This is a genomic window from Methylobacterium sp. 22177 (assembly GCF_052045615.1).
GTDB lineage: Bacteria > Pseudomonadota > Alphaproteobacteria > Rhizobiales > Beijerinckiaceae > Methylobacterium > Methylobacterium radiotolerans.
In genome coordinates this window covers 65,661-83,652 of record NZ_JBQEPK010000006.1, presented here as the reverse complement: position 1 = coordinate 83,652, position 17,992 = coordinate 65,661, and the positions used below count along the sequence as shown (strand labels likewise).

Sequence of the window (17,992 nt, the reverse complement as noted above, 5' to 3'; positions counted from 1 at the left end):
GGCCCGCCCGTCAGGCGGCCCGCCCGACGCCCGCCGACCGCACGCCCGCGGCGAGTTCGCGCACCAGCTCGGTCACCGCCCCGACGCTTCCGGCCTGCGGCCGGCCCTCGCCGTCGAGGGAGCGCACCAGGGCGTCCACCAGCGCGGAGCCGACCACGACGCCGTCGGCGCCCTTGGCGATCGCCGCGGCGTGCGCGCCGGTCTTGACGCCGAAGCCCACGACGACGGGCAGGTCTGTGTGGCGGCGGATGCGGGCGACCGCCTCGGAGACCTTGCCGAAATCCGGTGTCGCCGTCCCGGTGATGCCGGTGATCGACACGTAGTAGACGAAGCCCGCCGTGTTCGCGAGGACGGCCGGCAGACGCCGCTCGTCGGTCGTCGGCGTGGCGAGGCGGATGAAGGCGAGGCCCTTGCCGAGGGCCGGCAGGCACAGCTCGGCATCCTCCTCGGGCGGGAGATCGACGACGATCAGCCCGTCGACGCCGGCCGCCACCGCGTCGTCGAGGAAGCGGTCGACGCCGTAGGTGTGGATCGGGTTGTAGTAGCCCATCAGCACGACGGGCGTGGTGTCGTTGCCGGCGCGGAAGCGGCGCACGAGGTCGAGGGTGCCCGACACGGTCTGGCCCGCCTTGAGCGCCCGCAGGCCGGCGGCCTGGATCGCCGGGCCGTCCGCCATCGGGTCGGTGAACGGCAGGCCGAATTCCAGGATGTCGGCGCCGGCGCCCGGCAGCGCCTTCAGGACCTCCAGAGAGGTCTCGGGATCGGGATCGCCGGACATCACGTAGGTGACGAGGACGGACCGGTTCTCCGCGCGGGCGCGGGCGAAGGTGGCGTCGATGCGGCTCGGCATGGTCGGTCGATATTCGCTTCTGCAGGGCCGCCGACGGCCCGGGGTTGCACCCGCGCTACACCAAAGGCATCGGCCCGTGAAGCGGGCGGGCCCGCGGCGACCCCGGGCGAAGGCGTCCCGGAGGCCCGGCCGCCCGCGAGACGCGGCCATGCGCGCGGGCCGGTTGCCGGGACGGCGGCGCCGGCCTAGCCCTCGCCCATGCCCGAGTCAGCCCTCCCGTCGCGCCCCCTGGCGGCGCTCCTGTTCGACATGGACGGGACGATCATCAGCTCGATCGCCTCCGCGGAGCGGATCTGGTCGCGCTGGGCCGAGGCGCACGGCCTCGACGCGGCGTCCTTCCTGCCGACGATCCACGGCGTGCAGTCGGTCGAGACCATCCGGCGGCTGAACCTGCCGGGCGTCGATCCCGTGGCCGAGGCCGCCGCGATCACCGAGGCCGAGATGGCGGATGTCGACGACATCGTGGCCATCCCGGGGGCGCGGGCCTTCCTGGAGGCGCTGCCGCGCCACCGCTGGGCGATCGTCACCTCGGCGCCCCGGCGGCTGGCGGAGCGCCGCCTCGCGGCGGCCGGCATGCCGGTCCCCGACCTTCTCGTGGCCGCCGAGGACGTAGCGCGGGGCAAGCCCGCGCCGGACTGCTTCCTGCTGGCGGCCGGACGCCTCGGCGTCGCGGCGGCGGATTGCCTCGTGTTCGAGGACGCCCCGGCCGGCATCCGTGCGGCCGAGGCCGCGGATGCGGCCGTCGTGGTCGTCACCGCCACCCATCACGAGCCGGTGAGGACCAATCATCCCACGATTGCCGACTACACCGGGCTGCGCGTCGCGGCTGCGGCGGAGGGGATCCGGGTGACACGGACCGCCTGAGCCTTTCCATCCCGGCCGCGGACCGCTGGCGGCCGGTCCCGCCCGGTCGTATCGCCCGCATGCGGCGCACGGATCGCGGTGAAGGGACAGAGGCATGGCAACGATCGATCGACGCCGCGTGCTCGGGGCGGTCGCCGCCGGCGCCGCCGCGGGCCTCGGCCCCGCCGCGGCCGCCGAGGCGCAGCCGGACCCGCTGTTCCCGCTCGCGCAGGCCACCATCCCGATCCTGGGCGAGGCGCAGGTCTTCCCGGTCCGCCGGATCTACTGCATCGGCCGCAACTACGCGGCCCATGCCCGCGAGATGGGCTCCGACCCGTCGCGCGAGCCGCCCTTCTTCTTCCAGAAACCGGCGGATGCCGTGCAGGTCGTGGCGGGCGGCGTCGCCGAGCATCCCTACCCGTCGCTGACCCAGAACTACCACCACGAGATCGAGCTCGTCGCCGTGCTGAAGTCGGGCGGCCGCGACATCCCGGCCGCGCAGGCGCTCGACCACGTCTACGGCTACGCCACCGGCCTCGACATGACCCGCCGGGACCTCCAGCGCGGGATGGGTAACCAGAAGAAGCCGTGGGAGATCGGCAAGAGCTTCGACCGTTCCGCGCCCATCACGCCGATCCTGCCCGTCGTCCGGGCCGGGCATCCAACCCGCGGCCGCATCCGTCTCGCCGTGAACGGCACCGTGCGGCAGGACGCCGACCTGTCGGAGATGATCTGGTCGGTGGCCGAGCAGATCGCGGAGCTGTCGCGGGCCTTCGAGCTCAAGGCCGGCGACATCGTCTTCTCCGGGACGCCCGAGAATGTCGGGCCGGTCGTCCGCGGGGACGTGCTCGCGGGCTCGATCGCGGGCCTGCCGGACCTGTCGATCCGCATCGTCTGATCCCGCATCGTTTGACGCTCCCCCCGCGGCGACGCGGCGCCGGCGGGACGACGACTTTCCCTGCCGGCGGCGCGGCTCTATCCCGTACGGATCCGCGGGGGCAGGAGCAGCGCGCGTATGACCAAGCCCGACGGCGTGCCGCCGAACCTCTTCGAGACCACCGAGGGACGCCGTCTCGTGGAGGCACGCTCCGATCCGGCGTGGCGCCGCTGGGGGCCGTATCTCAGCGACCGGCAATGGGGCACGGTGCGGGAGGATTACAGCCCGGGTGGCGACGCCTGGGACTACCTGCCCCACGACCATGCCCGGTCCCGCGCCTATCGCTGGGGCGAGGACGGGATCGGCGGCTTCGGCGACCGCCACCTGAACTGGTGCCTGTCCCTGGCGCTCTGGAACGGGCGCGACCCGATCCTGAAGGAGCGGCTGTTCGGCCTGACCAACCAGGAAGGCAACCACGGCGAGGACGTCAAGGAACTCTACTACTACCTCGACGGAATCCCGACCCACGCCTTCATGCGGATGCTGTACAAGTATCCGCAGGCGGCATTCCCTTACGAGTCCCTGGTCGAGGAGAATGCGCGGCGCGGCCTCGACGACCCGGAATTCGAGCTCCTCGATACCGGCCTGTTCGACCAGGGCCGCTACTTCGACGTCGAGATCGCCTACGCCAAGGCCGCGCCCGACGACATCCTGATGCGGGTCACCGCCACAAATCGCGGCCCGGACGCCGCCGACCTGACGCTGCTGCCGCAGCTCTGGGCCCGCAACACGTGGTCGTGGAAGCAGGGCACGCCGAGGCCGGAACTGATGGCCGGGTCGGAGGGCTCGGTCTGGGCGCGCCACCCCGAGATGCCGACCTTCCGCTTCTTCGCCGAGGGCGCGGGCGACCTGCTGTTCACCGAGAACGAGACGAACACGCACCGGCTGTTCGGCAGCGGCCCCGCCGAGGGCTTCTACAAGGACGGCATCGACCGCCGCGTCGTGGGCGGCGACCGGGCCGCCGTCAACGCGCTGTCCGGCACGAAGTGCGCCGCCCGCTACGACCTGCATCTCGGCCCGGGCGAGACGCGGAGCGTGCGCCTGCGCCTGCGCGCCGAGACCGCGCCGGGCGAGCCCTTCGCGGATTTCGACGCGGTCTTCGCCGCCCGCGCGGCGGAGGCCGACGATTTCTACGGGGCGCTCCAGGCGCCGATCGCCGACCCAGAGATGCGGCTCGTGCAGCGGCAGGCGCTCGCCGGCATGCTCTGGTCGAAGCAGCTCTACCATTACGACGTGCGCGAGTGGCTCGCCGGCGACCCGGCGCAGCCCGCTCCGGCGCCGGAGCGGCGGCACGGCCGCAACAGCGACTGGGCACACCTGCGCGCCAACGACATCATCTCGATGCCGGATGCCTGGGAGTACCCCTGGTTCGCCTCCTGGGATCTCGCTCTCCAGGCGATCGTGTTCGGGCTCATCGATCCCGACTTCGCCAAGAACCAGCTCCTGCTCCTGGTCGACGAGGCCTACACCCACCCGAACGCCGCGCTGCCGGCCTACGAATGGGGCTTCGGGGACGCCAATCCGCCGGTCCACGCGCTAGCCGCCTGGCGGGTGTTCGAGCTGGACCGGGCCCTCACCGGCAAGCCGGACCACGCCTTCCTCAAGCGGATCTTCAACAAGCTCACCTTGAACTTCACGTGGTGGGTGAACCGGAAGGATTCCGACGACCGCAACCTGTTCCAGGGCGGGTTCCTCGGCCTCGACAACATCGGCATCTTCGACCGGTCGAAGCCGGTGGGAGACGGCGCCACGCTGACCCAGTCCGACGCGACCGCCTGGATGGCGACCTACGCGCTGAACCTGATGCGGATCGCCATCGAGCTGGCCCTCGACGACCCGACCTTCGAGGACATGGCGGAGAAGTTCTTCGAGCACTTCCTCCTCATCGCCGGCGCCACCGGCGCGGGCGTGTGGGACGAGCCGGACGGCTTCTTCTACGACGTGATCGAGACCCGCGACGGGCAGCGCCTCCCGATCCGGGCCCGGACCATGGTCGGCCTGATCCCGATCTTCGCGGTGGCGGTGATCAACGAGTGCGACCTCGCGCGGCTGCCGTCCCTGCGCAGCCGGATGGTGTTCTTCCTCAAGAACCGCCCGGACCTCGCGGCGCTGGTCTCGCGCTGGAACGAGCCCGGCGAGGGTCAGACGGCGCTGCTGTCGCTGCTGCGCGGGCACCGGCTGAAGGCCCTGCTCCACCGCGCCCTCGACCCGAACGAGTTCCTGTCGGATTACGGGCTGCGCGCCGTGTCCCGCGTCTACGCGGACGAGCCGTTCTGCTTCGCGTGGAACGGGCGGGACCTGGGGCTCGCCTACGAGCCGGCCGAGTCGCGCTCGCGCCTGTTCGGCGGCAACTCGAACTGGCGGGGCCCGGTGTGGATGCCGGTCAACTACCTGCTCATCGCCGGGCTGAACCGCTTCCACGACTATTACGGCCCCGACTTCCGCGTCGAGGCGCCGACCGGGTCGGGCCGGACCTACGCGCTCCGGGAGATCGCCGCCCACCTATCACGGCGCCTGATCAGCCTCTCGACCCGTCGCCCGGACGGGCGCAGGCCGGTCTACGGCGACAGCCGGATCGAGCAGGAAGACCCGCATTTCCGCGATCTCGTCCTGTTCTACGAATACTATCACGGGGATAGCGGCCGCGGGGTCGGCGCGTCGCACCAGACCGGGTGGTCCGGGCTCGTGGCCCTGCTGATCCAGGAAGTGGCGACCGCCGCCGCCGAGGCGCAGACCCCGCCCTGGCCGTGAGGGTCGGTCACCGGCCTGGCGCGCCGGCGACCGACGCGACGTCACTCCGCGGCCTGCTGCATCCGCAGGCGCTGGCCCTGACCGATCTGGCGGGAGATCGTCGAGCGGCGGGCGCTGTAGGCGGCCGAGACCAGCGGGTAATCGACGGGCAGGCCCCACTTGGCCTTGTAGGCCTCGGGCGTGAGGCCGCGCATCGTCAGGTGGCGCCGCAGCGCCTTGTAGGGCTTGCCGTCCTCGAAGCTGATGAGCGTGTCGGGCCGGATCGAGGCCTTTATCTGCGCCTCGGTCGGCCGCCGGACCTGCGGCTCCGCCGGCTGGTCCAGAGCCGTGATCGAGCGGTGTACCTCGGAGAGCAGGTCGGGCAACGTTCCCGCCGGGACGCTGTTGCGCGTGACGTAGGCGCTCAGGATCTTTGCGGCGAGTTCGACGCTCGGCGATGTCATCTGCATGGTCGTCACCTCGATTCTACGTGTTTCGGATGTGGCGCTCGTCGGTTTCCGTCGGGCTCTTCGCCGCCGACGGCCGGTGCATGTCCCTGAGACGTTCTCGGCTCCGGCCGGAGGCGGCGGATGGGCTCATTATGCGCCCGTCCGCCGTCGCTACAACCGAGCCGCGCATTTATCGCGCCGATATTTCTACTTAGGATTGAGATTTAGGGTCAACGACGAATCAACGGGCGCGTCGTTGTTCCGGCTCAAGTGCGGTATTGAGGACTCACCTGCCCGTCCGGGCGCGCTGGAGAACGCGAACACATGGAGGTCCTGGTCGTCGGAGCCGGCGTCGTCGGGCTCGCCATCGGGCGGGCGCTCGCTCTGCGCGGGCACGCCGTCATCGTGGCGGAAGCCGAGGACGCCTTCGGCACGGGAGTCTCGTCCCGGAGCTCCGAGGTGATCCACGCCGGCATGTACTACCCGGGCGGATCCGAGCGCGCGCGCCACTGCGTCGAGGGCGCCCGGCAGCTATACAACTTTTGCGCGAGTCACGGCGTTCCGCATCGCGCATGCGGCAAGCTGATCGTCGCGTCCGACGACGGGGAGGCCGAGAAGATCGCGGCGATCCGCCGCCAGGGCGAGGCCAACGGCGTCCCGGGCCTCGAACTCCTCGACGGGAGCGCCGCCCGCCAACTGGAGCCGAATCTCGCCTGCACCGTGGCGCTGCACTCGCCGCGCACCGGCGTCGTGGATAGCCACGCGCTGATGCTCGCCCTGCTCGGTGAGATCGAGGATCACGGCGGCGCGCTCGCCCTGCGCACGCCCGTCGAGGACCTGAGCCGGCGGGCCGGTCAGTGGCAGGCCGCGTTCGGCGGAGCCGAGCCCGGCACGATGGCCTTCGACGCCGTGGTCAACGCCGCGAGCTTCGGCGCGCCGGCCCTGGCCGCCCGCACGGAGGGCTACCCGGCCGAGCGCGTGCCGACGCTGCGCCTCGCTCGCGGCAACTACTTCGGCTGCACCGGCAAGCCGGCCTTCTCGCGCCTGATCTACCCGGCGCCCCGGATCGACGGCGGCCTCGGCATCCACCTGACCCTGGACCTCGCCGGCCGCACCCGCTTCGGGCCCGACGTGGAGTGGGTCGACGGGTTCGACTACCGGGTCGATCCCGGGCGCGCGGAGGCCTTCTACGGCGCGATCCGGCGCTACTGGCCCGGCCTGCCCGACGGCGCGCTGTATCCGGACTACGCGGGCCTGCGGCCGAAGCTGACCGGCCCGGGCGAGGCGGCGGCCGATTTCCGGATCGACGGGCCGGCCGAGCACGGCCTGCCGGGGCTCGTGCACCTGTTCGGGATCGAGAGCCCGGGCCTGACCTCCAGCCTGTCGCTCGCCGAGGCGGTGGCCGACCGGCTGGACGCCTGAGCCTCAGAACAGCAGGTGCAGCGCCAGGGGCGCGAGGACCGCCGTCAGGAAGGCGTTGAGCCCCATGGCGATGCCCGCGAAGGTGCCGGCGACCTCGCTGACCTGGAAGGCGCGGGCCGTCCCGATGCCGTGGGCCGCGAGCCCGGCCGCGAAGCCGCGGGCGCGCATGTCGCTGATCCGCAGGAGGTTCATCATCGGCGTCACGAGGATCGCCCCGATGATGCCGGTGAGGATCACCAGGATCGCCGTGAGCGTCGGGTCGCCGCCGAGCGCCTCAGCGATGCCCATCGCCACGCCCGAGGTCACCGATTTCGGCGCCAGCGAGACGAGGATCGGCTGCGGGATGTCGAGGAGCCGCGCGAGGCCGATCACCACGGCGAGGGTGGTGGCCGAGCCGGCCGCGAGGGCCGCCAGCATGGGCGCGAGGGCACGCAGGACGGTCGCCCGCCGCTCGTAGAGGGGCATCGCCAGAACCACGGTGGCGGGTCCGAGCAGGAAGTGGACGAACTGCGCGCCCTCGAAATAGGCCCCGTAGGGCGTGCCGGTGATGGCCAGGACCGCCCCGACCAGGACGACCGTGATGAGGACGGGGTTGGCGATCGGGTGCCGGCCGGTCGCGGCGGCGATCCGGTCCGCCAGGACGTAGGCGGTCAGCGTCACGGTGAGCCACAGGAGCGGCGTCTTGGCGAGGTAGACCCAGAGCGAGAAGTCGCCGCCCACGCGTCAGGACTCCCCGTCGGTGCCGCGGCGCTCGACCAGGGCGGCGACGGCGCGGAAGACCAGGACGGTGACCAGCAGCGACAGCGCCGTCGAGACGACCAGCACGAGCGCCAGCTTGGCGCCCTGGGCGCGCAGCAGGTCGAGGCGGCCGACGACGCCGACGCCCGCGGGAACGAACAGGAGCGACAGGTTCATCAGCAGCCCGCGCGCGGTCGTCTCGAGCGTGCCGTCGGTGAGCGGCTTCGGCAGCACGCGCGGCAGTCCGAGGCGGGCGTTGTCGCGGAGCAGCAGGAACGCGAACATCAGGCCCATGCCGATCACCGGGCCCGGGATCGGAACGCCCGCGCCGCGGGCGAGGGCCTCGCCCAGCAGCTGCGCGAGCAGGATCAGGGCCAGACTGGCGATCATCGCGGGCGGCCGGGGCTAGGCGGCCGCGACGCCCTGCTGTCCGCTGCGCCGGGCCGCCGCGACGGCGGCCTCGTCGAAGCCGAGCAGGCGGCCGAGGCGCTCGACCAGGGCCTCCTCGAACTCGTCGACGTGGCCGTCCGCCGCCGCGACCGACCATGCCATGGTCAGCAGCTCCTCGCGCTCGGACCGGTCGGCCTCGTGCGGGATCATCTCCACGAGGCTCGCCACGTCGCGCACCTCCGCGTCCATGGCGGCGGCGCGCTCGATCAGCGCCCGCGCCGCGTCCGGACCGTCGGCGTAGTGGCCCTGCACGAGGCGCGAGAGGCGCTCGCTCTCGGCCGGCGCCAGGATGCCGTCGACGCGGGCGACGTGGACGAGGAGCGCGGTGGCCGCGAGATGCGTCTCGTCCACGGTCTCCTGCGTGCCGACGCCGAGAGCCTCGGCCGCGTAGGCGCGCAGGCGTGCGATCAGGGACATGGCGGCTCCGGGGGATCGTGCACCGCAACAGTTCGGGCCCCGGCGGCGCGCCGTCAAGCACGCCGCCGCACGTCGCGCCGGACCGTGGCGCGGTTGCATCGCCGGCGCGGCGCTCACCGACGCGCTGCGGCCTCCGCCCCCGTGACCAGCGGGGCGAGGATCGCCTCGGCCGCCCGCACGGTCGCGGGCCCGGCCTCGAAGGGAGTGCCGGCGCTGAAGGGCGGCGCCGGGGCGTACTCGGCGACGAGCTGCGCGGTGCGCGCGTAGGCGTCCCCGCGCAGGCGCGCGGCGAGCGCCAGCCCGAGATCGAGCCCCGCCGAGACCCCGGCCGCGGTGACGCGGTCGCGGTCGAAGACGACGCGCTCCGCCACCGGCCGGGCGCCGAGGAGCGGCAGAACCGCGTCGCGCACGCACCAGTGCGACGTCGCGCGGTAGCCGCGCAGCAGGCCCGCCGCGCCGAGGATCAGCGATCCGGTGCAGACGCTGGCGATCCAGCCGGCCCGGGCGGCGCGGTCGCGCAGGAACGCCAGGAGCGCCGCGTTGCCCATCTGCGCGGGCGTGCCGTCGCCTCCGGGAACGAACAGGACGTCGAGATCCGCCGGGCAGGTCGCGAAGCCGTGGGTCGCCACCAGGGTGAGGCCGGTGTCGCTCGTCACCGGACCGGCCTCCGCGCCGACGAGGTGGAGGCTGCCGGGCGCGAGGCCCGCGAGGAAGGTCTGCGGCCCCACGAGATCGAGCGCGGTCAGGCCGGGATAGACCAGCATGGCGATCCGGACGGGACGGTCCGGCGGGACCGGCGCCGGACCGCCGACGGTGGCCGCCAGGGCCGGACGGAGCGGCGCGGCCAGGGCGGCCGCGAGCGCGGCCGCGACGAGATCGCGGCGGGTCTCCGGCGCGGTCACGGGCGCGCCGGGCGGCTCACAGGGTCCAGGCCGCGTCGCGGTAGGCGCTGTCCCAGAACTGCCACTCGAGCCGGGTGGCCTGCGTGAAGGCCCGGTGCATCCGCGCGCGCTCGCCTTCCGACGCGTCCAGCGCCGCGCGGTCGGTGGCGGCGATCATGGCCGCGACCGCCGCGGCGAACTCGTCGCCCGCGTAGGTGTCGATCCAGGCGCGGTACGGGTTGTCGGGCGCCGCGCGCGCGAAGATATCGTCGCCGACCGCCTTGTAGATCCAGAAGCAGGGCAACAGGGCCGCGCAGAGCACCGCGTAGGGCTCGGCGTAGGCGGTGGCCATGAGGTAGCAGACGTAGTGGTCGCAGGCCGGCGTCAGCGGCGTCGCCGCGAAGGTCTCCGGCCCGATGCCATAGTCGCGGAAGAAGCCGCCGTGGAGGGCGCGCTCGACGACGATCGCCTCCTGCGCAGCGCGGGAGAACTGCACGATCGTGTCCGGATCCGGCGCCTTCGCGGCGGCGAGGCTCAGCGCCCGGCCGAAGCCGATCAGGTAGTGCGCGTCCTGCACGATGTAGTGCCGGAACCGGTCCTGCGGCAGCGTGCCGGCGGCGAGCTCGGCGTTGAACGGCATCGACCGGATGGTCTCGTAGGCCGCGGCGTTGCGCGCCCAGGCCTCCTGGGAGAAGGCGCCCAGGGTGCCCGCCAGTCCGGGGGACGCCACGGCCTAGCCCTGCCGCTGCGCGTGGGTGACGGCGACGTGGATCAGCTCGGCGAGGGTGCGCACGCCGAGCTTCTGGCGCATCTGCGAGCAGGCGTTGGTCACGGTCTTGTAGCTCACCGACAGGTCGGCCGCGATGGCCCCGTAGGAGCGCCCCTGCGCGAGGCGCGCCAGGATCTGCTGCTCGCGGGGGGTCAGCTGCGATTCCGGCGCGCGGCGGGCATCGGCGCGCAGCATCGCCACCTCGGTCGCCAGGCGCCGGTCGAGGTAGACCTCGCCGACGCGGACTTTGGCGAAGGCCTCGAACAGCTCGGCCGAGGCGTGGTCCTTGAGGACGTAGCCGAGGGCCCCCGCCTCGAGGGCGCGGGCGACGATCACCGGGTCGTTGTGCATGCTGAAGACCAGGATGCGCGTCTCGGGTGCGACCGCCCGGATGCGCCGGATCAGGCCGAGCCCGGCCATGCCGCTGCCCTGGAAGGTCAGGTCGCAGATTACGACCGGCGGGCGGAGCCGGTGGAAGATCCGGTAGCCGCCGACGACGGTCGTCGCCTCCGCGATGGTCTCGACGCCGGAATCCTCCAGCACCCGTCGACAGCCCTGCAGGACGATGGGGTGATCATCGATGACGAGGACCGGCAGGCGGGTGGCGGCGGCGTCGATCTGGGATGCGATGGCGTTCATGCGCTCGGCGCGGTGTTGTTCTCGTCGCCCCGGTCAGGCGGAACGGGGATCGTGATCCGGACGATCGCCCCGGGGCCGGCATTGTCAAGGGCGAAGGTGCCGTCGAGGGCCTCCACACGCTCGCGCATCCCCGACAGACCGAGGCCGGTGCCGTGTTCCGGCGGGATGCCGGTGCCGTTGTCGCGGATGGTGAGGTCGATCCGGCCGCCGGTCTCGGCCGCCTCCGCCTCTACCCGGGTCGCGGCGCCGTGCCGCACGGCGTTGGTCGCGCTCTCCTGCACGCAGCGGAACACCGTGAGGTCCACGAGGTCGCCGTAGCCCCGGGCCAGCCCGTCGAACCGGCCCGCGAAGGTGATGCCGGGATGGCGCTGCCCGAAGCCGCGCAGGAGCAGGTCGAGGCAGGTCGCCAGGGGCGCCTGCCCGAGGCCGTGCGGTCGCAGGCGGTTCAGGAGTTCCCGGTTGACGGTCTGGACCTGCCCGACGATGGCGCTGATCTCGGCCGCCCGGGCGGCGAGCTTCTCGCGGCTCGGCTCGGCCGCACCGGAGGCGATGCGGCCGATCGAGGCCGCGTTCGCCTCCAGGGCGAACAGGCACGGGCCGAACTCGTCGTGCAGCTCCAGGGCCGTCCGGCGGCGCTCGTCGTCCTGCGCGGTCAGGAGTTGGCGGTTGAGGCGGCCGTTGGCGGCCCGGACCTCGCCCAGGGCCTCGGCGACCTTGTTGAACCGCTCGGCGATCACCGCCAGCTCCCGCGCGCCGGGCGGCTCCAGGCGGGCGGTGTAGTCGTGATGCTCCAGCTGGGTCAGGCCGGCGCCGAGCCGCCGCAGCGGCGCGAGGATCCGGCCCAGCGCGATGTAGAGGGCGATCAGCATCGCGGCGTTGATCGCCAAAGTGGTGAGCGAGAGCGCCCGGGCGTAGCCCCAGATCTCGTCGATCTCGTCCATCGGCTGCGTGGTGATCTGCGCCGTGCCGAGCCGATGCCCGTTGACGACGATCGGCAGGACGTGGCGCTCGATCGGCGGCATGATCAGGTCGGCGAACCAGTGCGGCGCCTCCCGGTCGGCGCGCGGGGGCGGCAGCGGCCGGCCGACCTGGTCGCCGTCCGCGTCGAGCACCGCGACCCGGACGTGTCGCAGGACCTTGAAGCGCAGGTCGAGGGTCTGGAGCAGCGTGTCGGGCGCGGCCGTGTCCGACAGGCGGATCGTGTCGGCCACCAGAGACTCGACGGTGGCGAGTGACGCGCGGGTCTCGACGCGCACCGCCGACCGGGCGTTCAGCACGATGACCGCGCAGGAAATCACGGCCGCGAAGGCGTCGATGAGCAGGACCACCGCGACGAGCCGCGCGCGGGTGGACCACGCCGACCAGGGCCAGCGGCGGAGCCGGGGACCGTCCGGCGCGGCGGCCGTCTCGGAACGCGGGGGCAGGTTCGGGCGGGTATCCACGCGGTGACGCATAGCGACCGCGCCGGCGAAGTCCATCGTGCCCGCGGCGGGCGGCGCGCGGGCTGCCGGCCCGAACGCGCTCGGGCCGCACCGCCCGCGCCGGCGCCGACGGCCCGAACACCGAATCTTAAGCGGCACGGCGTAATCTTGTGGATAGCCGCGCCAGGACTGGCTGGGCAGGCAATTCGGACCGACATCATTGCGCCGTATTGCAGCTCCTCTATCGCCACGAGAGTCGAACCACCTTCGAATCCTCGGGGTGTGGCGGCCGGTGAAGGGGAGCCCGGTCGCGCGCGGCGTGTATCGTGTCAGGGACCCCGGCCTATGATCGATCTCAACCTCGACCCGTCCGAGACTCGGCCCGACCGGATGTCGCCGGCCAAGCCCGGGCCGTCGCTGAACCTCAAGGTCGTGCTGTTCGGCGTGGCCGGCGCGAGCGCGCTTGTCGGCTTCGGCGTCGCCGCCTCGACGGTGATGGCCGGGCTCGCGGCCCCGACACCCGTCAAGATCGTCGCGTCCCGGCAGGCCGCGGACTGGCCGGAGCTGAAGGACGGGCTGCCCGCGATCAAGGGCTCCGTCCAGGCGGCCGCCGCCCCGGCGCAGCCCGCCAAGCCGGAGACGCCGGCGCTCAGGATGGTGTCGCTGCCGGAAGCCTTCGCGGCGATCACGCCTGCCCCGAAGGCACCCGCGCCCGCTCCGCAGCCCGCGAAGGTCGCCGCGGCCCCCGTCGCGCCGACGCAGCGCATCCCGGTCCCGACTCCCGTCACGCCTGTCACGGCCGCGCGGGAAGTCGCGCCGCTGGTGCCGGTCCGCACGGCCGCGCTTCAGACGCCCCGGGCCTCCGAGACGGTCCGCGCCCGCGAGCTCGTCGAGCCGGCCGCACCGAAGCCGGCGCCTGTGGTGGAGAGCACCGAACGTTTGGACAGGGCCGAGCGGGCGGAGAAGGCGGAGCGCGCTGAGAAGACCGAGCGTGCGGAGAAGGCCGAGCGAACCCAGAAGGCCGAGCGGTCCGACAAGCCCGAGCGCAGCGAGAAGCCCGCGCCCAAGGCGGCGGCCCGCAAGACGCCGGCGCCGACGCGGACCGCCGACAAGGCGAAGGGTGTCCCGACCGCGACCGTCGCCCAGGCTGAGCCGGCCGAGGCGGAGGACACCGAGGTGCTCGGGATCAAGCTTCCGTCCCTGGCACCGGCCGGGCGGAAGCTGAAGGAGAGCGTCGACGCCCTCGGCGACGCCGTCAAGAACGTCTTCTGATCCGCCGCGCCGGCCCCGATAACGGGGCCGGACGGCTCACGCGGCCCGGCGCTCAGGCCCGGCCCGTCTGGCGCCCGGCCTTGTCGCCCTTGGGCCCGGTGCGCTCGACCTTCCGCTGGTGCTTGCCGGCGCGCGGGCTCGCGAACCCCTTCGGCCCGGCAGGCGGGCCCCTGCGCTCGGCCGGCGCCCCGTCGCCCGCCAGCGCCTCGACCTGGATCTCCGGCGAACCGTTGCGGGCGAAGGATTCCGCGAAGCGCGCCGCCGCGTTGCCCCGCACCTCGAACTTGGTCTCGCGGTCGAAGATCCGGATGGCGCCGATCTCTTGGCGCCCGATGCCGCCCCGGCGGGTCAGCATCGGCAGCAGCCGGCGCGGGTCGGCGTTGTCGCGGCGGCCGAGGTTGAGCCGGAACCAGACCGCCGGCCCCATGGCGGCGATCCGCTCCGGGTCCATCGGGTCGTAGGGCGGCCGCTCGCCGCGGGGCGCGCGGCCCTCGCCCGGATCGCTGACTTCCTCGGGCGCCGGAAGGCGGGTGCGGTACACCCGGGCCAGGAGCGCGGCGAGCTCCTCCGGACTCTTGCCGGCGAGCAGCGTCTCGGCCAGCGCGACGTCCTCCTCGGCCGGCGGCTCGGCGAAGAGCGGGTCGGAGAGCATGCGCTCGCCGTCGAGCCGACGGATCTCGTCGGCCGAGGGCGGGCCCGACCATTCGGGGCTCACCTTCGCGATGGCGAACATCTGCTCGGCCCGGCGCCGCCGGGAATTGGGGATCAGCAGCACCGAGGTCCCCTTGCGGCCGGCGCGGCCGGTGCGGCCGCTGCGGTGCTGCATGACCTCGGCGTCGTGCGGGAGGTCCGCGTGGATGACGAGGCTGAGCGACGGCAGGTCGATGCCGCGGGCGGCCACGTCGGTCGCGACGCAGACGCGGGCGCGACCGTCGCGCAGGGCCTGGAGCGCGGCGTTGCGCTCGCCCTGGCCCAGCTCGCCCGAGAGCGCCACAACGGAGAAGCCCCGCTCGGTCAGGCTGGCCTGGAGGTGCCGGACGGCGTTGCGGGTGTTGCAGAAGACGATCGCGGTCTTGGCGTCCGCCTCGCGCAGCAGGTTGAGCACCACGTGCTCGGTCTCCCGCGGCATGATCCGCACCGCCCGGTAGGCGATGTCGGCGTGTCCGCGGGTCTCGCCCTTGATGGCGAGCCGCAGGGCGTCGCGCTGGTAGCGCTCGGCCAGGGCCTCGATGCCCTTCGGCAGGGTCGCGGAGAACAGGTACGTGGCCCGCTCCGGCGGCGTCGCCGAGAGGATGAACTCGATGTCCTCGCGGAAGCCGAGGTCGAGCATCTCGTCCGCCTCGTCGAGGACCACGGCGCGCAGCGCCGTCGGGTCGAGGTTGCGGCGCTCGAGGTGGTCGCGGAGGCGGCCCGGCGTCCCCACCACGATGTGGGTTCCCTCCGCGAGCATCCGGCTCTCCCGGCGCGGATCCATGCCGCCGACGCAGGCCGCGACGCGGCCGCCGGCGGGGCCGTAGAGCCAGGACAGCTCGCGCTGGACCTGCAGGGCGAGTTCCCGGGTCGGGGCGATCACCAGGGCGAGGGGCGCCGCCGGAGGCGGCAGCCGGTCGGCCTCCCCGATCAGCATGCTGGCCATGGCGAGGCCGTAGGCCACGGTCTTGCCGGACCCGGTCTGGGCCGAGACGAGGAGGTCGCGGGAGCCGGCGGCGGCTTCCAGCACGGCGGCCTGGACCGGCGTCGGGTCGGCGTAGCCGCGGTCGCTCAAGGCCCGCGCGAGGGGGGCGGGCAGGGTCGGGAAAGGCAAGCTTCGGGAACTCTCAACGGCCGTGCCGCGCCCGGCAGCGCGCCATCGCGCGGCGGGGGAATCAGGCGCCGGACTTTATTCGGGTGCCTGGAAGGTAGCGCCAAGCGCGCCGACTGACCACTCCCGTTGCAGCATGGGGCGGTTGCGCGCGCTCGATCCGCGGCGCGGCGGGTGCGGCTCACGACGATTCCCGCCCGACGATCGGCCGCCCACCCGGTCGCCGCGCGGCCGGGAGGCCGACACCGAGGCCGACACCGGTGCTGCGACCTGCTAAGGCACGGTCGAGTCTCGTACATCGCAGCCCCGACGCGATCCGGCCGGAGTAGACGTTCATCATGATGGCAGCTCTGCGGGTGGCGGTAGCCTGGGCGACGGTTCTCGCCTTCGCGTGGTTCGGCAAGGGCTGGCTCGGAGACCTGTCGGACCCCCTGTTCGCGGGGAGCCTGTTCGCGTGGCTGCTCGGCGTGATCGTCTGGGCGGCCTTCGGCGTGGTGCACGAGGCCGAGGAGCTGGCGCACCGCCTCGGCGAGCCCCTGGGCACCCTGGTCCTGACCCTGGCCATCGTCATCATCGAGGTGGCGCTGATCTCCGCCGTGATGCTGTCGGCCAAGGACGCGCCGACGCTCGGCCGCGACACGATGTTCGCGGTGCTGATGATCGTGCTGAACGGCGTGGTCGGGCTGGGCCTCCTCGTCGGCGGCCTGCGCCACCACCAGCAGCGCTACAACCTCCAGGGTGCCTCGGCCTTCCTGTCGGTGATCATCCCGCTCACCACCATCGCGCTGATCATCCCGAACTTCACGAGCTCTACCAGCGACGGGACCCTCACGACCCTGCAGGCGGTGACGTTCTCGGTGTTCACCCTCGCCCTCTACGGCGTGTTCCTGCTGATCCAGACCGGGCGCCACAGCGAGTTCTTCATCGACGCGGAAGTCCCCGAGGCGACGGAGCCGTCGCACGGCGCGGATCCGGTCTCGGGCGGCAGCGTCGCCAAGCATATCGGCCTGCTGCTCGCCAACGTCGTGCCGATCGTGATCCTGGCCAAGAGCCTCGCGGTGATCCTCGACCACGGCATCGCCGCCCTCGGCGCGCCGACGGCGCTGGGCGGCGTGCTGATCGCCGCCATCGTGTTCACGCCGGAAGGGATCTCGGCGCTCAAGGCGGTGGCCCGCAACGAGCTCCAGCGGGCGATCAACCTGTGCCTGGGGGCGGCCACCTCGACGGTCGGCCTCACCGTGCCGGCGATCCTGACTATCGGGCTGCTCACCGGCCAGACCGTGGTGCTGGGCCTCAAGCCCACCGAGATGACCCTGCTCGCCGTGACGCTGATCCTCAGCGCGCAGACCTTCTCGGGCTCGCGCACCACCGTGCTCGAGGGCGCGGTGCACCTCGTGCTGTTCTTCGTCTACCTCGTGCTGATCTTCAGCCCCTGACAGGCTGTTCGTTTGTACCCTCGGTGGACGCGCCCCTCTCCGTCATCGCGAGCGCAGCGAAGCGATCCAGGGCAGCGCGGCCTCGACGGGGGTGGCACCGTCCGGATCGCTCCGCTCGCGGGACGACCGCGCCGACGTCCCCTCCGATGCGGAAGATCGCGGCGCCTTCAGGCGCCGAAGCGTTCGGTCCGGATCAGGCCCGGCGCGACGCCCTGCGCCAGGATCAGGTCGGAGGCCGCGGCCACGAAGCGGTTCGAGCCGCAGAGGAACACCTTCCCGGGTGCCCCGATCCGCGCGAGGGCGTCGGCGACGAGGGGCGCGTCGATCCGCCTGCCGCCGGGCTCGCGCGTCGTGGCGAGATGCAGGGAGAAGTTGGGGTCCGTCTCGGCGAGCCGTTCCAGCTCGGCGACCGCGATCGCCTCCGCGCGGGTGCGGGCCGAGTAGATCAGCGCCGCCGGGATCGCCCGCCAGTTCTGCGCCCGCCGCCGCAGCATCGCCAGGAGCGGTACCACGCCGGAGCCGCCGCCGCCCAGGAGCAGGGGCCCGCCGTCAGGTCCGTCCCAGGAGAACGAGCCGCCGATCGGCCCACGCAGTTCGACCCGGTCGCCGACCTCGGCGCAGTGCGAGAACCAGCCCGAGACCTCGCCGTCCGGCAGGCCCTCGATCATCAGCTCCAGGGTGCCGCTGCCGTCCTGCGCCGAGGCGATGGAGTAGCTGCGCTGCGCCTGGTAGCCGTCCTCCGCGGTGAGCCGGACATCGACGTGCTGCCCGGCCCGGTAGGCCTCGGCGAGTCCGCAGCGCAGCCGGACGCTCTTCACGTGCGGCGTGACCGGCGCGATCGCGGCGATCTCCGCCTCGTGCCAGCGGAAGACGATGGGCTCGATCGCCGGGTCCGCTTCCCTGTCCGTCACCGCGCCAGGCACCGCTTCAGCCACCG

The 17,992-nt window shown here is 73.1% G+C and carries 17 protein-coding genes; 6 read left to right on the top strand and 11 right to left on the bottom strand.

Annotated features, from left to right (window positions below; genetic code table 11):
* Nucleotides 1–10 precede the first annotated feature (10 nt).
* Nucleotides 11–850, bottom strand: a complete 840-nt coding sequence (trpA, locus tag ACTJK8_RS08815) for a tryptophan synthase subunit alpha (RefSeq protein ID WP_012320323.1) — start codon at nucleotides 848–850, stop codon at nucleotides 11–13.
* 198 nt (nucleotides 851–1,048) lie between these two features.
* On the opposite strand from trpA, the gene ACTJK8_RS08810 reads away from it, so the two are divergent.
* The 3 genes from ACTJK8_RS08810 to ACTJK8_RS08800 all read left to right on the top strand — a co-directional run bounded on the left by ACTJK8_RS08810 (nucleotide 1,049) and on the right by ACTJK8_RS08800 (nucleotide 5,381).
* Nucleotides 1,049–1,714: an HAD-IA family hydrolase gene (locus ACTJK8_RS08810; RefSeq protein ID WP_024829346.1), complete on the top strand. Its 666-nt coding sequence runs from the start codon at nucleotides 1,049–1,051 to the stop codon at nucleotides 1,712–1,714.
* Nucleotides 1,715–1,808: 94 nt separating this feature from the next.
* The gene (locus ACTJK8_RS08805; RefSeq protein ID WP_024829345.1) at nucleotides 1,809–2,591 is read left to right on the top strand and encodes a fumarylacetoacetate hydrolase family protein; all 783 of its coding nucleotides are present in this window, start codon (nucleotides 1,809–1,811) and stop codon (nucleotides 2,589–2,591) included.
* Between the two features lie 117 nt (nucleotides 2,592–2,708).
* Nucleotides 2,709–5,381 carry an MGH1-like glycoside hydrolase domain-containing protein gene (locus ACTJK8_RS08800; RefSeq protein ID WP_440761801.1) on the top strand — a complete coding sequence of 891 codons (2,673 nt, stop codon included), beginning with the start codon at nucleotides 2,709–2,711 and terminating at the stop codon, nucleotides 5,379–5,381.
* 41 nt (nucleotides 5,382–5,422) lie between these two features.
* On the opposite strand, the gene ACTJK8_RS08795 is transcribed toward ACTJK8_RS08800, so the two are convergent.
* Nucleotides 5,423–5,830, bottom strand: a complete 408-nt coding sequence (locus ACTJK8_RS08795) for a MucR family transcriptional regulator (protein ID WP_024829343.1) — start codon at nucleotides 5,828–5,830, stop codon at nucleotides 5,423–5,425.
* A gap of 303 nt (nucleotides 5,831–6,133) precedes the next feature.
* Between ACTJK8_RS08795 and ACTJK8_RS08790 the strand changes: the two genes are divergently transcribed.
* Complete coding sequence (locus ACTJK8_RS08790; protein WP_440761800.1) at nucleotides 6,134–7,231, top strand: NAD(P)/FAD-dependent oxidoreductase; 1,098 nt, start codon at nucleotides 6,134–6,136, stop codon at nucleotides 7,229–7,231.
* Nucleotides 7,232–7,234: 3 nt separating this feature from the next.
* Here the strand turns inward: ACTJK8_RS08790 and ACTJK8_RS08785 are convergent, their stop codons facing one another.
* The 7 genes from ACTJK8_RS08785 to ACTJK8_RS08755 form a co-directional block, all read right to left on the bottom strand.
* Nucleotides 7,235–7,951, bottom strand: coding sequence for an LrgB family protein (locus ACTJK8_RS08785; RefSeq protein WP_012320329.1), 717 nt, complete (start codon nucleotides 7,949–7,951; stop codon nucleotides 7,235–7,237).
* 3 nt (nucleotides 7,952–7,954) lie between these two features.
* Complete coding sequence (locus tag ACTJK8_RS08780; protein WP_012320330.1) at nucleotides 7,955–8,359, bottom strand: CidA/LrgA family protein; 405 nt, start codon at nucleotides 8,357–8,359, stop codon at nucleotides 7,955–7,957.
* 15 nt (nucleotides 8,360–8,374) lie between these two features.
* Complete coding sequence (locus ACTJK8_RS08775) at nucleotides 8,375–8,836, bottom strand: TerB family tellurite resistance protein (protein WP_116656578.1); 462 nt, start codon at nucleotides 8,834–8,836, stop codon at nucleotides 8,375–8,377.
* A gap of 113 nt (nucleotides 8,837–8,949) precedes the next feature.
* Nucleotides 8,950–9,738: a DJ-1/PfpI family protein gene (locus tag ACTJK8_RS08770; RefSeq protein WP_012320332.1), complete on the bottom strand. Its 789-nt coding sequence runs from the start codon at nucleotides 9,736–9,738 to the stop codon at nucleotides 8,950–8,952.
* Between the two features lie 16 nt (nucleotides 9,739–9,754).
* A complete protein-coding gene (gene tenA / locus ACTJK8_RS08765) occupies nucleotides 9,755–10,447 on the bottom strand; it encodes a thiaminase II (protein WP_440761799.1) in 693 nt (230 codons plus the stop codon).
* A 3-nt stretch (nucleotides 10,448–10,450) separates the two neighbouring features.
* The gene (locus tag ACTJK8_RS08760; protein WP_012320334.1) at nucleotides 10,451–11,125 is read right to left on the bottom strand and encodes a response regulator; all 675 of its coding nucleotides are present in this window, start codon (nucleotides 11,123–11,125) and stop codon (nucleotides 10,451–10,453) included.
* Nucleotides 11,122–12,603, bottom strand: coding sequence for an ATP-binding protein (locus ACTJK8_RS08755; protein WP_029359211.1), 1,482 nt, complete (start codon nucleotides 12,601–12,603; stop codon nucleotides 11,122–11,124). Before ACTJK8_RS08755 ends, ACTJK8_RS08760 begins: the two co-directional genes overlap by 4 nt.
* 288 nt (nucleotides 12,604–12,891) lie before the next feature.
* On the opposite strand from ACTJK8_RS08755, the gene ACTJK8_RS08750 reads away from it, so the two are divergent.
* On the top strand, nucleotides 12,892–13,818 hold the full coding sequence (locus tag ACTJK8_RS08750; RefSeq protein ID WP_012320336.1) for a hypothetical protein: 927 nt from the start codon (nucleotides 12,892–12,894) through the stop codon (nucleotides 13,816–13,818).
* Nucleotides 13,819–13,870: 52 nt separating this feature from the next.
* Here the strand turns inward: ACTJK8_RS08750 and ACTJK8_RS08745 are convergent, their stop codons facing one another.
* The gene (locus tag ACTJK8_RS08745; protein ID WP_012320337.1) at nucleotides 13,871–15,622 is read right to left on the bottom strand and encodes a DEAD/DEAH box helicase; all 1,752 of its coding nucleotides are present in this window, start codon (nucleotides 15,620–15,622) and stop codon (nucleotides 13,871–13,873) included.
* Nucleotides 15,623–15,957: 335 nt separating this feature from the next.
* On the opposite strand from ACTJK8_RS08745, the gene ACTJK8_RS08740 reads away from it, so the two are divergent.
* Nucleotides 15,958–17,055 carry a calcium:proton antiporter gene (locus ACTJK8_RS08740; RefSeq protein WP_012320338.1) on the top strand — a complete coding sequence of 366 codons (1,098 nt, stop codon included), beginning with the start codon at nucleotides 15,958–15,960 and terminating at the stop codon, nucleotides 17,053–17,055.
* A 167-nt stretch (nucleotides 17,056–17,222) separates the two neighbouring features.
* Here ACTJK8_RS08740 and ACTJK8_RS08735 read toward each other — a convergent pair whose 3' ends face one another.
* Complete coding sequence (locus ACTJK8_RS08735; RefSeq protein WP_244413106.1) at nucleotides 17,223–17,966, bottom strand: FAD-binding oxidoreductase; 744 nt, start codon at nucleotides 17,964–17,966, stop codon at nucleotides 17,223–17,225.
* Nucleotides 17,967–17,992: the final 26 nt, after the last annotated feature.

Excerpts from the sequence above, each read along its gene's own strand:
- trpA (WP_012320323.1), bottom strand. The coding sequence starts at position 850 with ATGCCGAGCCGCATCGACGCCACCTTCGCCCGCGCCCGCGCGGAGAAC.
- ACTJK8_RS08810 (WP_024829346.1), top strand. The coding sequence starts at position 1,049 with ATGCCCGAGTCAGCCCTCCCGTCGCGCCCCCTGGCGGCGCTCCTGTTC.
- ACTJK8_RS08805 (WP_024829345.1), top strand. The coding sequence starts at position 1,809 with ATGGCAACGATCGATCGACGCCGCGTGCTCGGGGCGGTCGCCGCCGGC.
- ACTJK8_RS08800 (WP_440761801.1), top strand. The coding sequence starts at position 2,709 with ATGACCAAGCCCGACGGCGTGCCGCCGAACCTCTTCGAGACCACCGAG.
- ACTJK8_RS08795 (WP_024829343.1), bottom strand. The coding sequence starts at position 5,830 with ATGCAGATGACATCGCCGAGCGTCGAACTCGCCGCAAAGATCCTGAGC.
- ACTJK8_RS08790 (WP_440761800.1), top strand. The coding sequence starts at position 6,134 with ATGGAGGTCCTGGTCGTCGGAGCCGGCGTCGTCGGGCTCGCCATCGGG.
- ACTJK8_RS08780 (WP_012320330.1), bottom strand. The coding sequence starts at position 8,359 with ATGATCGCCAGTCTGGCCCTGATCCTGCTCGCGCAGCTGCTGGGCGAG.
- ACTJK8_RS08775 (WP_116656578.1), bottom strand. The coding sequence starts at position 8,836 with ATGTCCCTGATCGCACGCCTGCGCGCCTACGCGGCCGAGGCTCTCGGC.
- ACTJK8_RS08760 (WP_012320334.1), bottom strand. The coding sequence starts at position 11,125 with ATGAACGCCATCGCATCCCAGATCGACGCCGCCGCCACCCGCCTGCCG.
- ACTJK8_RS08755 (WP_029359211.1), bottom strand. The coding sequence starts at position 12,603 with ATGGACTTCGCCGGCGCGGTCGCTATGCGTCACCGCGTGGATACCCGC.
- ACTJK8_RS08750 (WP_012320336.1), top strand. The coding sequence starts at position 12,892 with ATGATCGATCTCAACCTCGACCCGTCCGAGACTCGGCCCGACCGGATG.
- ACTJK8_RS08740 (WP_012320338.1), top strand. The coding sequence starts at position 15,958 with ATGATGGCAGCTCTGCGGGTGGCGGTAGCCTGGGCGACGGTTCTCGCC.